The 15,151-nt window shown below is 68.6% G+C and carries 18 protein-coding genes; 4 read left to right on the top strand and 14 right to left on the bottom strand.

Going from position 1 to position 15,151, the window contains the following annotated elements:
* Positions 1–165: 165 nt before the first annotated feature.
* Together AB0H88_RS32445 and AB0H88_RS32440 are read right to left on the bottom strand one after the other, a co-directional pair.
* Positions 166–312, bottom strand: coding sequence for a hypothetical protein (locus AB0H88_RS32445; protein WP_357651160.1), 147 nt, complete (start codon positions 310–312; stop codon positions 166–168).
* Between the two features lie 323 nt (positions 313–635).
* Positions 636–1,064: an ATP-binding protein gene (locus AB0H88_RS32440; protein ID WP_357651158.1), complete on the bottom strand. Its 429-nt coding sequence runs from the start codon at positions 1,062–1,064 to the stop codon at positions 636–638.
* A gap of 173 nt (positions 1,065–1,237) precedes the next feature.
* On the opposite strand from AB0H88_RS32440, the gene AB0H88_RS32435 reads away from it, so the two are divergent.
* The gene (locus AB0H88_RS32435; protein WP_357651156.1) at positions 1,238–1,546 is read left to right on the top strand and encodes an antibiotic biosynthesis monooxygenase; all 309 of its coding nucleotides are present in this window, start codon (positions 1,238–1,240) and stop codon (positions 1,544–1,546) included.
* Between the two features lie 2 nt (positions 1,547–1,548).
* Positions 1,549–2,745 (top strand): helix-turn-helix transcriptional regulator, encoded by a 1,197-nt coding sequence (locus tag AB0H88_RS32430; RefSeq protein WP_357651175.1) that lies wholly within the window; start codon positions 1,549–1,551, stop codon positions 2,743–2,745.
* A 184-nt stretch (positions 2,746–2,929) separates the two neighbouring features.
* Here the strand turns inward: AB0H88_RS32430 and AB0H88_RS32425 are convergent, their stop codons facing one another.
* Positions 2,930–4,093, bottom strand: coding sequence for an acyl-CoA dehydrogenase family protein (locus tag AB0H88_RS32425; protein ID WP_357651154.1), 1,164 nt, complete (start codon positions 4,091–4,093; stop codon positions 2,930–2,932).
* 124 nt (positions 4,094–4,217) lie between these two features.
* Here AB0H88_RS32425 and AB0H88_RS32420 point away from each other — a divergent pair, with 124 nt between their 5' ends.
* Entirely contained in the window at positions 4,218–5,531 is a 1,314-nt protein-coding gene (locus AB0H88_RS32420; protein ID WP_357651153.1) for a UDP-glucose/GDP-mannose dehydrogenase family protein, read from the top strand.
* A 96-nt stretch (positions 5,532–5,627) separates the two neighbouring features.
* Here AB0H88_RS32420 and purE read toward each other — a convergent pair whose 3' ends face one another.
* From purE to AB0H88_RS32405, 3 genes are read right to left on the bottom strand one after another with little or no spacing between them, the layout of a single operon-like run.
* Positions 5,628–6,125: a 5-(carboxyamino)imidazole ribonucleotide mutase gene (purE, locus tag AB0H88_RS32415; RefSeq protein WP_357651151.1), complete on the bottom strand. Its 498-nt coding sequence runs from the start codon at positions 6,123–6,125 to the stop codon at positions 5,628–5,630.
* A 28-nt stretch (positions 6,126–6,153) separates the two neighbouring features.
* Positions 6,154–7,365, bottom strand: coding sequence for a 5-(carboxyamino)imidazole ribonucleotide synthase (locus tag AB0H88_RS32410; RefSeq protein ID WP_357651149.1), 1,212 nt, complete (start codon positions 7,363–7,365; stop codon positions 6,154–6,156).
* Positions 7,366–7,389: 24 nt separating this feature from the next.
* Positions 7,390–8,244, bottom strand: a complete 855-nt coding sequence (locus tag AB0H88_RS32405) for a hypothetical protein (protein ID WP_357651147.1) — start codon at positions 8,242–8,244, stop codon at positions 7,390–7,392.
* A gap of 250 nt (positions 8,245–8,494) precedes the next feature.
* On the opposite strand from AB0H88_RS32405, the gene AB0H88_RS32400 reads away from it, so the two are divergent.
* Positions 8,495–8,971 (top strand): GtrA family protein, encoded by a 477-nt coding sequence (locus AB0H88_RS32400; RefSeq protein WP_357651145.1) that lies wholly within the window; start codon positions 8,495–8,497, stop codon positions 8,969–8,971.
* Here AB0H88_RS32400 and AB0H88_RS32395 read toward each other — a convergent pair.
* From AB0H88_RS32395 to AB0H88_RS32360, 8 genes are all read right to left on the bottom strand, one after another.
* Positions 8,955–10,232: an ATP-binding protein gene (locus tag AB0H88_RS32395; protein ID WP_357651143.1), complete on the bottom strand. Its 1,278-nt coding sequence runs from the start codon at positions 10,230–10,232 to the stop codon at positions 8,955–8,957. The genes AB0H88_RS32400 and AB0H88_RS32395 overlap by 17 nt on opposite strands.
* A gap of 3 nt (positions 10,233–10,235) precedes the next feature.
* Entirely contained in the window at positions 10,236–10,904 is a 669-nt protein-coding gene (locus tag AB0H88_RS32390) for a response regulator transcription factor (RefSeq protein WP_043620820.1), read from the bottom strand.
* Between the two features lie 256 nt (positions 10,905–11,160).
* Positions 11,161–11,646, bottom strand: a complete 486-nt coding sequence (gene bfr / locus AB0H88_RS32385; RefSeq protein ID WP_357651141.1) for a bacterioferritin — start codon at positions 11,644–11,646, stop codon at positions 11,161–11,163.
* A gap of 16 nt (positions 11,647–11,662) precedes the next feature.
* Entirely contained in the window at positions 11,663–11,839 is a 177-nt protein-coding gene (locus AB0H88_RS32380; protein WP_357651140.1) for a (2Fe-2S)-binding protein, read from the bottom strand.
* Between the two features lie 98 nt (positions 11,840–11,937).
* On the bottom strand, positions 11,938–12,558 hold the full coding sequence (locus AB0H88_RS32375) for an MBL fold metallo-hydrolase (RefSeq protein WP_357651138.1): 621 nt from the start codon (positions 12,556–12,558) through the stop codon (positions 11,938–11,940).
* On the bottom strand, positions 12,559–13,644 hold the full coding sequence (locus tag AB0H88_RS32370; protein WP_357651136.1) for an S-(hydroxymethyl)mycothiol dehydrogenase: 1,086 nt from the start codon (positions 13,642–13,644) through the stop codon (positions 12,559–12,561). It abuts the gene before it with no gap.
* Between the two features lie 15 nt (positions 13,645–13,659).
* The gene (locus AB0H88_RS32365; RefSeq protein WP_357651174.1) at positions 13,660–14,580 is read right to left on the bottom strand and encodes an adenylate/guanylate cyclase domain-containing protein; all 921 of its coding nucleotides are present in this window, start codon (positions 14,578–14,580) and stop codon (positions 13,660–13,662) included.
* 41 nt (positions 14,581–14,621) lie between these two features.
* Positions 14,622–15,134 (bottom strand): PH domain-containing protein, encoded by a 513-nt coding sequence (locus AB0H88_RS32360; protein WP_357651134.1) that lies wholly within the window; start codon positions 15,132–15,134, stop codon positions 14,622–14,624.
* Positions 15,135–15,151: the final 17 nt, after the last annotated feature.

The raw sequence follows: 15,151 nt of genomic DNA, 5'->3' as shown, positions 1-15,151 counted from the left end.
CCCGGTGCGCTTAGCAGCGCACGCCGGGTTCGGGAGGCGGTTCGGGGAGACCCACCAGTGGCAACACCGGCAGGGCGCCCCGGACCGACCTCACTGTGTGTGTCAACGGCCGATTGCGTGTCGCCGCTGGTGGCCGGATTGAGGTCCCCAGCCAAGTGACGTTGACTACTTCTTGGTGAGGGATCCCGGGCCGCGTTTGCGGGCTTGGCGCATGCGGAAGGACTCGCCCTCGGTGACCACGACGATGCTGTGGATGGTGGCCTTCAAATCGGCCGGCCCCACGTACCGATAGGTGCGCCTCCGGTCATTCATGCGAGCCAACCTAAGGCAGTTCCGCGACAAGCCCCATGGCGATCAGAGCGGGAAGCCTCACCGGACCAGCCCAGAAAGTAGAGCCTGCCATGTGGCCTGTCCCCCTCGTGTACTCATGCGGTGCGTCTCGAAGGCCTTCCCAGAGACTGGGTCGGTGCGCCGGAGGAACGTTTGGCCGCCCGTGGCGCACAGTTCGTAGACGACGTCATCGCAGTGGCGGGTCCAGAGGAGTGCCCTACGCCGTGGCTCGTTTCGTGCCTTGAGCCAAACCAGGTGTGTGCAGTTCGGTTGCGGCTCGGGGAGGTGCGGGGATAGGCAGTCGCTCATGTGGCTGGGTTCGCGGGGGTGAGTGGGATGAGCGCCCAGACGGTGCGGCCAGCGTCGTCGCCGTGTACGCCCCAGCGGGTGGTCAGGGTCTCCACCAGGTGCAGGCCGCGCCCGTTCTGGTCCTCGTCTTCGGCCTGGTGTAGGTGCGGGGTGGCGGGGCCGCCTTCGTCGAGGACGGCGAGGATCAGGAGGGTGCTGCCTGCGTGCAGGGTTACGCCGAATCGACCGCCAGGTAGCCCACTGCGGGTGTGGCGGATGGCGTTGGTGGCGAGCTCGGAGACGATCAGTTGCACTGTGTCTGTTTCGGGGCGGTCTCCCAGGTAGCTGCTGACGAACTGGCGCGCCTCGCGGATCTGGCTCCTTGTGCCGGGGAAGTTGCGACACCATCGGTAGATTTCTGCGGGGTTGTTGAGCGCTGGGGACATCGCGGTTTCCTCGCGTTCGTGCAGGTCAAAGCACTTCCAATCGCCATTGATACTTAAAGTACTGGTGCTATACTTCAAGTACAAGCGACTTGGTGTACTTGCGCCGCACAATAAGTACTGGTCGACTAAAGAAGCCGGACCCCAGACGTCGGCGGCGACCCAGGAGGGTGCACATGTTCGGACTAATGGTCCGTTTCACCTGTAAGGACGAGGCGAGCGCTACGACGTTCGACACCCTCGTCGGTGAGACAATCGAGGCGATCCGCCGGCACGAGCCGGGAACGATCGTGTACGCCTCGCACCGGGTGGACGGTCAGCCGCTGCAGCGGATCTTCTACGAGCTGTACCAGGACCGCGACGCCTTCGACGCCCACGAGCAGACCGAGCACACCAGGCGCTTCCTGGCAGCTCGCGACGAGCTGCTGGCCTCGGTTGAAGTTGACTGGCTAGACCTGCTGAGCGGGAAGGGCACGACGTCGTGAGCATGGAGTATCAGCGGGCGCTTGGACGGCGTATCGCTCAAGAGCGCAAACGGCGTGGCCTGTCGCAGGCCGAGTTGGCCCGGCTGGTCGATCGGTCGGTGGCGTGGATCTCGCAGGTGGAGCGGGGCGTGCGCAAGGTCGATCGCATGTCCGTGCTGGAGAAAGTCGCCGAGACGCTGGATGTGCCGCTGTCGGAACTGGCCGCCGAAGCGCCCGTGGTCGCCGCCACCAATGAGGAGATGCCGGGAACGGCCGGGCTGCGACTGGTGTTGTCCGGCTCTCACTCCTTGCAGGCTACGTTGCACGCCACGCCGGTGCCGGCCATCGATCAACTCAAGCCGCAGGTAGATCACGCGTGGGAGCTGACGCATCAGAGCCGGTATGTCGAGCTGACCGAGTTGCTGCGCGGCCTGGTGCCCACTTTGGAGAGCGCGGTGCGATCCGCGCCCGCCGAACGCCAGGCCGAGTTGTTCGAACTGCTGGCGGTGACCTATCAGGCATGCGCGGCATCGCTGGCCAAGCTGGGCGAGCCGGATGCGGCGTGGATCGCGGCGGATCGGGCCATCAGCGCGGCCGAGAGGGCAGGCAACCCGTTGCTGATGGCGGCGGGGGCGTTCCGGCTGGGGTTCGTGTTCCTGGGGGCACGTCACTTCGATCAGGTGGAGGAGACGGCCCGTACGGCTGCTGAGGCGCTGTGGTTCCTGACCGATCAAGGCAGCATGGAGGCAATGTCGCTGTGGGGCGGGCTGACCTTGCAGCGGGCGGTGGCGGCCGCGCGGCTCAATCAGGCCGACATGGCCTATGAACACCTGTCACGAGCCCGTGAGATGGCGGCGCGGGTCGGCGAGGGGCGCAACGACTACAACACCGAGTTCGGCCCGGCCAACGTGGCACTGCATGAGGTGGCCGTGGCGGTGGAAGTGGGCGACGCCGGTCACGCCCTGCGCGTCGGAGCCGCGGTGGAAACCTCGTCACTGTCGGCGGAGCGACGGGCGCGGCTGGCCATAGATCTGGCGCGGGCGCATGCGCAGCGTCGTCAGGTTGATGAGGCAGTGACGCAACTCCTCGAAGCTGAAAGCATCACGCCTGAACAGGTCCGTAACCATCGGATCGTCCGCCAGCTCACCTCCGACCTGTTGTCGATGCAAGATCAGGCTTCACCCGAGCTGCGGGAATTGGCTGAGCGGGTGGGGGCGTAATCGTCTAACGAATCGGCGAAGCGGGTTTTGGCTGGGGGTTTGGGGGGCTGCGCCCCCCAATGCCACAGCCCGAGCCCCAGGCGCGAAGCGCCCCAACGAGGACCACGCCTGTGAAGCCGGGGGCTTGGGGGGTCGCACCCCCCAATGTCACGGCCTGAGCCCCCGCGAAGACGATGCTTGTGGGCTATTTGAGAAGCTGCCGGGCCATCACCATGCGCTGGATCTGGTTGGTGCCCTCATAAATTTGGGTGATCTTGGCATCGCGCATCATTCGCTCCACCGGGTAGTCGCGTGTGTACCCGTACCCGCCCAGCAGTTGCACCGCGTCCGTGGTGATCTCCATTGCCGCGTCCGAGGCCGCGCACTTCGCGGCGCTCGACAAGAACGTGAGGTCCTTCTGTGGCTGGCCATGCATGGCCAGTTCGGACTTGGCCGCCGCGTGGTACGTCAGCTGCCGGGCCGCCTCCAGCTTCATCGCCATGTCCGCGACCATGAACTGCAGCCCCTGGAAGTCCGCGATCGGCCGGCCGAACTGCTTGCGCTCCTTGATGTACCCGATGGCGTAGTCCAGCGCCCCCTGAGCGATGCCCAGGGCCTGGGCGGCGATGGTGATGCGGGTGTGGTCGAGGGTCGCCAGGGCGGTCTTGAAGCCGGTGCCCGGGTCGCCGATCATGCGGGAGGCGGGGATGCGGACGTTCTCCAGGATCACCTGGCGGGTGGGCGAGCCCTTGATCCCCAGCTTCTTCTCCTTTGGCCCGAAAGAGACGCCTTCGTCGGATTTTTCCACGATAAAAGCGGAAATGCCGCGAGGGCCGGCCGATTGGTCCGTGACCGCCATCAGCGTGTAGTACTCCGAGACGCCCGCATTGGTGATCCACATTTTTGTGCCGTTGAGCACGTAGTGGTCGCCGTCCAGCACCGCCCGGGTGCGCATGGCCGCGGCGTCCGAGCCCGCCTCCCCCTCAGAGAGCGCGTACGAGAACATCGCGTCCCCACGGGCCACCGGCGCCAGGTAACGGGTCTTGAGGTCGGCCGAGGCCGACAGCAGCAGGGGGACCGTGCCGAGTTTGTTCACCGCCGGGATGAGCGAGGACGACGCGCAGGCGCGGGCCACCTCCTCGATCACGATCACCGTGGCCAGCGCGTCCGCCCCGGCGCCCCCGTATTCTTCCGGGACGTGAACGGCGTGCAGGTCAGCCGCCACGAGCGCCTTGTAGACGTCCCAGGGGAACTCCTCGGTCTCGTCCGTCTCCGCGGCGCGCGGGGCGATCTTCTCGTCGGCGAGGGCTCGAATCGTCTCCCGGAGCATGTCGTGCTCTTCGGCGGGCGCGTACAAAGGGAAGTCCATGGCGAAATACTAGGACGTCCGACCATCTTGTTACTAGGCGGTACAGTTTGCGGAAACGCCCAGGTGGCACAGAACGAGGTAGCGCGGGCCGGTAACATGCCTGGCACTCGAAAGGAGCTCTCTCGTGCCATATCGCCTCACGGTGATCGGGACCGGATACCTGGGCATCACGCATGCGTCCTGCATGGCGGATCTCGGATTCGACGTCCTGGGCCTTGATATAGACGCCGACAAGGTTCGCCGGCTCAACAGCGGTGAGCTCCCGATCCACGAACCGGGGCTCGAACCCGTTCTCCGTCGTGGACTCGACTCCGGTCGCCTGCGCTTCACCACGTCCTACGAGGAGGCGGCGGCCTTCGGCGACGTGCACTTCGTCTGTGTGGGCACGCCGCAGAAGCGCGGCGAGTACGCCGCCGACGTCTCCTACATGGACAACGCCATCGAGTCGCTGGCCCCCCACCTCGACCGCGAGTGCCTGGTGGTGGGCAAGTCGACGGTGCCGGTGGGCACCGCCGAGCGGCTCGCCGACAAGCTGGCCCGGCTCGCCCCCGCCGGGGCCGAGGTCGAGCTCGCCTGGAACCCCGAGTTCCTGCGTGAGGGCTATGCCGTCGAGGACACGCTCAAGCCCGACCGCATCGTGATCGGCGTGCGTTCCGAGCGGGCGGAGAAGGTGCTGCGCGACGTCTACCAACCGCTCGGGGAGATCCCGATGGTGGTCACCGACTTCGCGACGTCCGAGCTGGTCAAGACGGCCGCCAACGCGTTCCTCGCCACCAAGATCTCCTTCATCAACGCGATGGCCGAGGTCTGCGAGGCCGCCCACGCCGACGTCACGCAGCTGTCGGAGGCGCTGTCGTACGACGACCGCATCGGCGGCCGGTTCCTCAACGCCGGGCTCGGGTTCGGCGGCGGCTGCCTGCCCAAGGACATCCGCGCGTTCATGGCGCGGGCGGGCGAACTGGGGGCGGACCAGGCGCTGACGTTCCTGCGCGAGGTCGACGCGATCAACATGCGCCGCCGCGCCCGCATGGTGGACCTGGCGCGCGAGCTGGCGGGCGGTTCCTTCCACGGTTGTACGGTCGGCGTGCTCGGCGCCGCCTTCAAGCCGAACTCCGACGACATCCGCGACTCCCCCGCCCTCGACGTGGCCGTCACGATTGGCCAGCAGGGCGGCCAGGTGACCGTGTACGACCCGATCGCGCTGGACAACGCCCGAAAGGCACATCCCGAGCTGCACTACGGCGGATCGGCTCTGGAGGCCGTCCGAGGGGCACATGTGGTGCTGCTGCTCACGGAGTGGCCGGAATTCGTCGACCTGGACCCGGAGGAGCTCGGCCAGGTGGTCGCGGCCCGCCGCATCGTCGACGGCCGCAACGCTCTGAACACCGAAACCTGGCGCTCAGCGGGCTGGCACTACCGCGCCCTCGGCCGCCCCTAAAGCACCAATACCCCTGTAGCACCAATACCCCCGCTAAAGCACTGATACCCGCCCGGCCGGCCGAAGGGCAGCTGCCCAACGGCCGGCCGGCGGGCACTAACCGCTCAGCCGAGCCACTTCCGCGCGGAGGCGTTCGCCCTTGGCGTGGGCCTGTTCCTTCAGCTCGCCCTGGAACTTCTCCATGCGTCCCCGCAGCTCAGGGTCCGACACCGCCAAGATGCGTACGGCCAGCAGACCCGCGTTACGCGCCCCGCCCACGGCCACAGTGGCCACCGGCACCCCGGCCGGCATCTGGACGATCGACAGCAGCGAATCCATCCCGTCCAGGTACTTCAGGGGCACCGGCACCCCGATCACGGGCAGCGGCGTCACCGAGGCCAGCATCCCCGGCAAGTGGGCCGCGCCCCCCGCCCCGGCAATGATGACCTGGACGCCGCGCGCCGCGGCCTGACGGCCGTATTCGATCATCTCCGTCGGCATCCGGTGCGCGGAGACCACGTCGGCCTCGAACGGTACGCCGAACTCCGCCACCGCCTCAGCCGCGGCCTTCATCACCGGCCAGTCGGAGTCACTGCCCATCACAATGCCGATCATCGCGATGCCCCCCATGCCCACAGAGATCTCACGTGTACTCCCCAGTGGTCAGGTAGACGGCGGCGTGCCTGGCACGGGCGCGTACGGTCTCGAGGTCGTCACCCACAGCGGTCACATGGCCGATCTTGCGGCCGGGCCGGACCTCTTTGCCGTAGAAGTGCAGTTTGATGCCGGGATCGTGGGCCATCACGTGCTCGTACCGCTTGAACAGGTCAGGGTCGTCGCCGCCGAGCAGATTGGCCATGACGACGACGGGCGCGCTCATCGACGGCGAGCCGAGCGGCAGGTCGAGCACGGCCCGCAGGTGCTGCTCGAACTGCGACGTGCGGGAGCCGTCGATCGTCCAGTGGCCGCTGTTGTGCGGCCGCATGGCCAGCTCGTTGACCAGCAGCCCGTCGGCCGTCTGGAACATCTCCACGGCCAGCAGCCCGGTCACGCCCAGCTCGTGCGCGATCTGCAGGGCGATCCGCTGGGCCTCGGCGGCCTCCTCCGGGTCGAGGCCGGGGGCGGGCGCGAGCACCTCGACGCAGATCCCGTCCTGCTGCACGGTCTCCACGACCGGGTAGCTGACGCCCTGTCCGTGGGGCGAGCGGGCCACGAGTACGGCCAGCTCCCGCTCGAACGGCACGAACGCCTCGGCCATCAGCGGCACGCCACCGCTCAGGGCCTCCTCGACCTCGGCAGGGGTCCGGCAGACCCAGACCCCGCGGCCGTCGTAGCCGCCCCTGATCGCCTTCAGCACGACCGGCCAGCCGTGCTCGGCGGCGAAGGCCGACACCTCCTTGACGCCCTCAGCGCCGGACGCCGAGACGCCCTCGGCAGCGGAGGCCGAGACACCATCGGCGGCGCCGCCCGACACGCGGGTCCAGGCCGGGCAGGGCGCGCCGAACGAGGTCAGCCGCTCGCGCATCACGGCCTTGTCCTGGGCGTGCACCAGCGCGTCGGCCCCTGGCCGAACCGCGTAGCCGTCGGCGGCCAGCGCCCTGATGTGCTCGGTCGGCACATGCTCGTGGTCGAACGTGATCGCGTGACAGCCCGTGGCGAATTCGCGCAGGTCGGCCAGCTCACGGTAGTCGCCGAGCCGCGTGTCGACGATGACCCTGGCGGCGCTCTCGTCAGAGGTGTTGGCCAGCACCCGCAACTCGACGCCCAGCGCGATGGCGGACTGCTGCGTCATCCTGGCCAGCTGGCCGGCGCCGACCATGCCGACGACCGGCCCGATAGGACTGTTTGCACTCACGCCAGCTGAGCTTACCCAACCTGCTCAGGCGGGGCCGCGCCGCACGCCGACCGTGGTCAGGCCCCGCGCCGCCTTGATGACGCCGGCCAGCACGATGATCTCGGCGTCCTTCTTCAGCGGGTGGGCCAAGACTGACGCGCCCGCCTTCGGGCGCTGCCGGTAGACGACGCGCAGCGCGTCGAAGACGAGCATGGTGTCGGCCGACAGGGGGATGGCCATCGTGGGCTGTTCGGGCAGCTCGACGTCGATGTCGAGCCGGTCCGGCCGGACCCGCCCGGGCAGCCCGGCCAGCTCGTCCCGCAGGGCTCGTACCGGATCCCCTGGTGGGAAGCGCACGCCCGCCACCCCGGCCGGGTCGGTGAGGTAGGTGAGGTGGCGCTGCGCCACCACCCGGGCCTGGCTGATCAGCCCCGCGTCGGGGGTGATGGTGGTCGGCGTCTCCGGCGGCGCCCCGCGCGCGGGGATGGGGCCCGCGCCGAGCCGCCAGCGTCCGCCCTCGCGCAGGAACACGAAGTACGCCGGCGACGGCTTGCTCGCCAGGGCCGCGAACCAGTCGCCGTCGCCGGGCAGGAAGAAGACGGGGTCGCTGTAGAGAGCCGGGCGGCCGTTCCGGGTGCCCTCACAGGCACGACCGCCCAGCGTCCTCTCCACCCACGTGGTCAGGTCGGCGACGGCGGCGCAGTCCCGCCGCTTCCATGCCTGGTCGAGCTGGCCGAGCAGCTGGAACGCCTGTTCGGCCGTCGCCGTGTCGACGCCGTGGGCGGCCGCCGGAGCGGAGGTCGGACCCTCGGGAGGCGCCACCGTGGCGACGCCTGCGGTGCCGCAACCGGCGGCCATGACGGTCAGGCCGACGAGCAGGACGAGCAGTCGAAGCGGCACAGGTGAACCCCGAGGGTCGTGGCCGTCTGCGACGGCGGTCCGTCTGAGCCCATCGCCGGTACGTACCGGCGATCTGCCACCGCAGCGTAACGCTCCCGATTCGTAATTGTCGGGCATAAGGCGATATTTGTAAGCGTGTTGATAGGGGTGGGATGTCATCCGCCATGGCCCACCACCAGCCTGACGGCCGGTACGCTGAAGTGGTCATGACCTGATTTGCGCCACGACCGGGAAGGGCCGAGTTGCAGACGTGAACTTCGCCAAGGGGCTCTACCAGCGGTTCTCGTCTCTCCTGCATGAGCTGACGAAGTTCGGGACCATCGGCATCATCGCCTTCGTGGTCGACACCGGCACGCTCAACCTCTTCCGAGGGGCCTTCGGCATGGGCCCCATGACCTCCAAGGTCCTGGCCACGATCATCTCAGCGACGGTCGCCTACCTGGGCAACCGCTTCTGGACCTTCCGACACCGCGAGCAGAGCGGCCTGCGCCGCGAATACTTCCTGTTCTTCCTGCTCAACGGCATCGCCCTGCTCTTCGGGCTGCTGGCGATCGGTTTCACCCAGTACACCCTCCGCCTGGAGAGCCTGCTCGCCTTCAACATCGCGAACATCGTGGGCGTCGCTCTCGGCACGCTGTTCCGCTACTGGTCGTACAAGAAGTGGGTGTTCCTGGAGGCCACCGAGCCCATCCCCGCGGAGCTGCCCGGGGTCAAGCAGGACCGCTGACCACGCGGGTCCGGTCGTTCTCCTCGGCGTGGCGCAGGAAGATGGCGAACGTCGCCGGACGGCGCCGTACCAGCTCCAGACGACCGCCGTCGGCGGCGGCCAGCGCGCGGGCCAGGGTCAGCCCCAGGCCGGTGCCCCCAGCCCCGCTGACGTTGCGTTCGAAGACCTTGGGGGCGATGTCGTCGGCGATGCCGGGGCCCTCGTCGGACACCTCGGTCACCACGTAGTTGTCGCCACTGGTCGTGGTGACGGTGACGGTGCCGCCGCCGTGCCGCAGGGAGTTCTCCAGCAGTGAGGCGATGACCTGGCCGAACCCGCCGGTGGTGGCCAGCGCCCTGAGCCCGCGCGAGCCTTCGAGCAGCAGCGAGCGGCCCTCGCCGCGGAAGACCGGCTCCCACTCGGTGACCTGCTGGACCAGGACCTCGTCGATGCCGACGGGCTTGGCCTGGGCGTGCCGCTGGCGGCGGGCGGCGGCCAGCAGCTCGTCGATCACGGCGGTGAGCCGCTCGGCCTGCACGATGGCCGCCTCCCCCTCCTCACGGACCACCTCCGGCTCCTCGCAGGCGGCCACGATCTCCTCCAGGCGCATGGTGAGGCCGGTCAGCGGGGTGCGGAGCTGGTGGGAGGCGTCGGTGGCGAACTCGCGTTCTCTGGTGAGCAGGTCGGAGATGCGGGTGGCGCTGCGGTCCAGCACCTGAGCCACCCGGTCGAGCTCGGGTATGCCGTAGCGATGTTTGCTGGGCCGGGCGTCCCCGGACCCGAGCCGGTCGGCGATCTTCGCCAGGTCCTGCAAGGGCAGCGTCAAGCGGCGTGACTGCACGATGGCCAGGCCGACCGCCACCGCCAGAGCCGCGACGGCCAGGGCCACGATCAGGAGCAGGCGTGCTCGAACATCCTGCTCCACCTGGTCCCGGTCGCGGCTCACCCGGACATAGATCCCGTTCTCGGACTGGGCGTCCGCGGTCATCTCGTGGCCGGGCGGCGGTGGGGCGCCGACGATGGTCGCCTTGGGCTGGGTGGCGCGCTCGTAGATCTGGATATAGCGGTCGGGGTACTTCTGTTTGAGTTGCTGAGGATCGAGAGGTGTGTCCTGGATTCGGGCGTACTCGACCTCCCCCACCAGGCGCGTCGCCTCCGCCCTGAGCTCCTGGGCCGCCTCGTCGACGATCAGACGGCTGACCACGATGCCCAGGGGGACCCCCAGCAGCAGGACCGCGATGACCGCGACGAGCAGGGTGGATGTGAGCAGGCGGCGGCGCATCTCCTACTCGCGTTCGAAGCGGAAGCCGACTCCTCGGACGGTGGTGATGTAGCGAGGCTTGGCCGCGTCGTCGCCCAGCTTGCGGCGCAGCCAGGAGATGTGCATGTCCAGGGTCTTGGTGGAGCCCCACCAGTTCGTGTCCCACACCTCCCGCATGATCTGCTCGCGGGTGACGACCTTGCCCGCGTCGCGGACGAGCACGCGCAGCAGGTCGAATTCCTTGGTCGTAAGATGCAGCTCCTTCTCTCCCATCCAGGCTCGGCGGGAGTCGGCGTCGATGCGGACGCCCTGCACCACCGGCGTCTCCGAGGTGCCCCGGCGCAGCAGCGCACGCACCCTGGCGAGCAGCTCGGCGAGCCGGAACGGCTTGGTGACGTAGTCGTCGGCGCCGGCGTCGAGGCCGACGACGGTGTCGACCTCGTCGACGCGGGCGGTGAGTATCAGGACCGGAGTGCCGTGCCCTTCGGCGCGGATCCGGCGCGCGACCTCCAGCCCATCCATCTCTGGCAGGCCGAGGTCAAGAACGATGAGGTCGATGCCACCCGACAGGGCCCTTTCCAGGGCCTGCGGGCCGTCGGGGCTCACCTCAACCTGATAGCCCTCGCGGCGCAGCGCACGCGCGAGCGGCTCGGAAATCGAGGTGTCATCCTCGGCGAGAAGTACGCAGGTCATAAAGCGATCGTAGGACCTTAGGCGATCGTTTCCCGGTCACAGCGCGCGGTTTGACTCGTCGTTGACCTATCCATTGACCTGGGCAAACACAGATAAATGTCGGTTAGTCCCGCTTAAATTACCGCACTTGCCGGAGACAAAGGCGATTCCCGATCTTGCAGAATCGCAAAACCTTCTGTGCCGCCCGGCGTGTCGCGAAAACGCGCGCGCCCGCCGGGAGTACCGGCGGGCGCGCGTGGGACGGCTCGGTGGAGACTCACTCATCCGAGGAGGGCGGTTCGGCGTAGCGGGCCAGGTAGAGCTGCTCGCCCAGTGCCCCGATCAAGGACAGCTCGGTCTCCAGGTAGTCGATGTGGAGCTCCTCGTCCGCGAGGATGTCCTCGAAGATCCGCGCGGAGGTCGCGTCGCCCTTCTCCCGCATGAGCTGGATGCCCGGCCGCAGCCGGGTCACGACCGACAGCTCCACCTCCAGGTCGGCCCGCAACTGCTCCTCGACCGTCTGTCCGATGTGCAGGGTGCCGAGGCGCTGGTAGTTGGGCAGCCCCTCAAGGAAAAGGATGCGATCGGTGAGGCGCTCGGCGTGGCGCATCTCATCGAATGATTCGGCTCGGGTGTGCTCCGCGAGCTTGGTGTAGCCCCAGTTCTGCTGCATCTTGGCGTGCAGGAAATACTGGTTGATCGCGGTCAGCTCAGCGGTGAGCTGCTCGTTGAGCAGCTCTATGATCTGGATGTCGCCCTGCATGAACGGGCTCCTCGTGCTATGCGGTTGCGAGTTCCTCAGACCGCTTCAGGATCGCACATATCTTCCTGACACAAGTCGCGCAGTCGCCCCCTGCGCCCGTGGTGTCGCGGATCTGCTTGGCGCTCCTCGCACCCGCGGCAATGCAGTCGTGGACCTCGTTCTCGGTCACGGCACGACAGACACAGACGTACATGCGGAGAAAAGCCTCTCGCGACGAAGGGACACCAAAGGTTAGGCACACCTAAGGTAACTCACTTCGGTAAGGCTTGCCTATGTTAGGTAGGACACAGATCAGTGACCCCGGGCGATCCACTCCTCCAGGTGCGGCGCCTCGGCCCCGATCGACGTCGAGTCGCCGTGGCCGGTGTGCACGACCGTCTCGCCCGGCAGCCCCAGCAGCCGCCGGGCGATCGAGTCGACGATGGTGTCGAACGACGAGAACGACCGGCCGGTCGCGCCGGGGCCGCCCTTGAACAGCGTGTCGCCGCTGAACAGGACGCCCAGGTCGGGGGCGTACAGGCAGACCGCGCCGGGCGCGTGGCCAGGGGTGTGGAGCACCTCCAGCGCGATCCCGCCGACCCCGATCTTCTCGCCGTCGGCCAGGGGTTCGTACGGCACCTCCTGGCCGTACACCTGGTCCCAGAGGACCTGGTCGGCGGGGTGCAGCCGGATCGGCGCCCCGGTCAGCTCGGCGAGCTCCTGAGCGGCGTTGATGTGGTCGTTGTGCGCGTGCGTGCAGATGACGGCCTTGACCGTCCGCTCGCCGACGCGGTCGGCGATGGCCCGCGCGTCGTGCGCCGCGTCGATGACGACCACCTCGCGGGCGTCGCCGACCAGCCAGACGTTGTTGTCGACGTCCCACGTGCCGCCGTCGAGCGAGAACGTCCCCGAGGTGATGACTCTGTCGATCATCTAGAGGACCACCACCGAGCGCAGTACCTCGCCGCGGTGCATCTTGGCGAAGGCCTCCTCGACCTCGTCCAGCGCGATGGTCTCCGACACGAACTTGTCGAGCGGCAGCCGCCCCTGCAGGAACAGGTCGATCAGCATGGGGAAGTCGCGCGAGGGCAGGCAGTCGCCGTACCACGAGGACTTGAGCGAGCCGCCGCGCCCGAACACGTCGAGCAGCGGCAGCTCCAGCGCCATCTCGGGCGTCGGCACGCCGACGAGCACGACGGTGCCGGCCAGGTCGCGGGCGTAGAACGCCTGCTTGTACGTCTCCGGACGGCCGACGGCCTCGATGACCACGTCGGCGCCGAAGCCGCCGGTGAGGTCGCGGATCGCCTCGACCGGGTCGTTCGCCCGCGAGTTGACCGTGTCGGTGGCGCCGAAGCCGCGGGCCCACTCGAGCTTGTTGTCGTCCACGTCGACCGCGATGACCTTCGCGGCGCCGGCGAGCGAGGCGCCCAGGATCGCGGCGTCGCCCACGCCACCGCAGCCGATGACGGCGACCGTGTCGCCCCTGGAGACGTTGCCCGTGTTGAGCGCGGCCCCCAGCCCGGCCATGACACCGCAGCCGAGCAGCCCGGCCACCTCGGCGGGCGCGTCGGCGGAGACCTTGGTGCACTGCCCCGCGGCGACCAGCGTCTTGCCCAGGAACGCGCCGATGCCCAGCGCGGGCGAGAGCTCGGTGCCGTCGGCCAGCGTCATCTTCTGGGCGGCGTTGTGGGTGTTGAAGCAGTACCACGGGCGCCCGCGCAGGCAGGCCCGGCACTGGCCGCACACGGCCCGCCAGTTGAGGATCACGAAGTCGCCGGGCTCGACCCCGGTGACGCCCTCGCCCACCGCCTCGACCACGCCTGCGGCCTCGTGCCCGAGCAGGAACGGGAAGTCGTCGTTGATGCCGCCCTCCCGATAGTGCAGGTCCGTATGGCAGACCCCACAGGCCTTGACGGTCACCACCGCCTCCCCTGGTCCGGGGTCGGGCACGAGCACCGTCTCGACCGACACTTCCTGGCCCTTACCTCGGGCGATGACTCCCTGCACTTCGTACGGCATGGCAGCCATCTTGTGTCAAGGGGATGATCTCCGCAAGGCGTAGGGCTGCACCATCCCGATCCCCCGCGCCGGCCTGCGCCGGATCCTGCGGAGCTCGAAGCCGGTGTCGCCGTCGAGACCCTCGGCCAGTTCGGCGTCCACGACGATGGTGCCGGCCCGGGCGATGGCAGTAAGCCGGGCGGCCAGATTCACGGTGGTGCCGAAGACGTCGCCCAGCATGGGCAGGACCGGCCCATAGGCCAGGCCGATGCGCAGGTCGCCCGGCTCCACCAGGTCGAGCGCGATCGCCGCCGCGTCGGCCGGGGTCTGGGCGGTGAACAGGACCTCGTCGCCGAGCGTCTTGACCAGCCGGCCGCCATGCGCCGCCACCACGTCGGAGGCCCGCGCCTCGAACCCTTCGACCAGCTCGGCCAGCTCCCGCTCGTCGAGCTCGCGGGCGCGCCGGGTGAAGGAGACGAGGTCGGCGAAGCCCACCGCGATCGACACGCGGGCGGGGATGTTCTCCTCGTCGAGGTCGGCGACGGACAGCAGCCGGGTGCCCGCGGCGGCCAGCTGGGCCCGCCAGACGTGGATCAGTACCTGCTCGAAGTCGGGCAATAGCTGCCGGGCGGTGTCGAGCACCCGGCCGAGGTCGTCGTCGGAGGGCCGCTCGCCGGGCGGCAGCATCGCGCCGATCATGATCTCGGCCTGCCACTGGGCCAGCCTGGCCGTGGTCTGGCCGAGCGCGCGGGCCATCCGGATGACGGTCGGCTCGTCGAGCAGGCCGCCGTCGAGCATCCCGCTCACCCGCCGCAGCGCGTCGACGTCACCGTCGGAGAAGGCCACCGCGTCGTCGGCGAGCGAGGCGAAGCCCAGCGCCCGCCAGATGCGCTCGGCCAGCGCCGGCGACACGCCGGCCTCGGCCGACACCTCCGCCTTGGTGTGACGGGCGGGCATGCCGACCAGCAGCCGGTCGATCTCCTCAGCGGTGGGTCTGTTCAATGGCCGTCGATGTCTCCGTCGGAAGCGTCCTCCAGAAGGCGGAACAGGTCGGTCCTGACGTCCTGGATGTGGGGGATGTCGCGCAGGGCGATCTGCCCCCGGTCCCCCGCCGACTCGACGGTGAGCGTGCCGCAGCCGAGGATGCGCTCGAAGAAGGTCTGGTCGGAGCTGACCGTGTTGACCTTGGCCATCGGGATCTCGTCCGTCGACTTGTTGAGCACGCCCGTGCTGATCGTGAAGCGGTGGGTGGTGAGCACGTAGCCGGTGTTCTTCCACTGCAGGTACGGCACGAACGACCAGACCGTCAGCAGGAGCACGGCGACGATGCCGACGGCGATCCTGGCGTAGTTGGCGTACTCGAAGCTGCCGGGGATGAGGAAGAGCGCCACGCCCGAGGCGGCGACGATCAGCACGAGCGCGATGAAGGGCACCACGAGCCGCTTCCAGTGCGGGTGGAACGACCTGATGCGTCGCTCACCCTGCGTCAAGTGGTGGTCGGGGAGGGTCATGGGCAAATGGTGTCACC

It is taken from the genome of Nonomuraea sp. NPDC050680 (assembly GCF_040654555.1).
Taxonomy (GTDB): domain Bacteria; phylum Actinomycetota; class Actinomycetes; order Streptosporangiales; family Streptosporangiaceae; genus Nonomuraea.
Note: the sequence above shows the minus strand (reverse complement) of the source record. Positions and strands in the feature narration are given on the sequence as shown.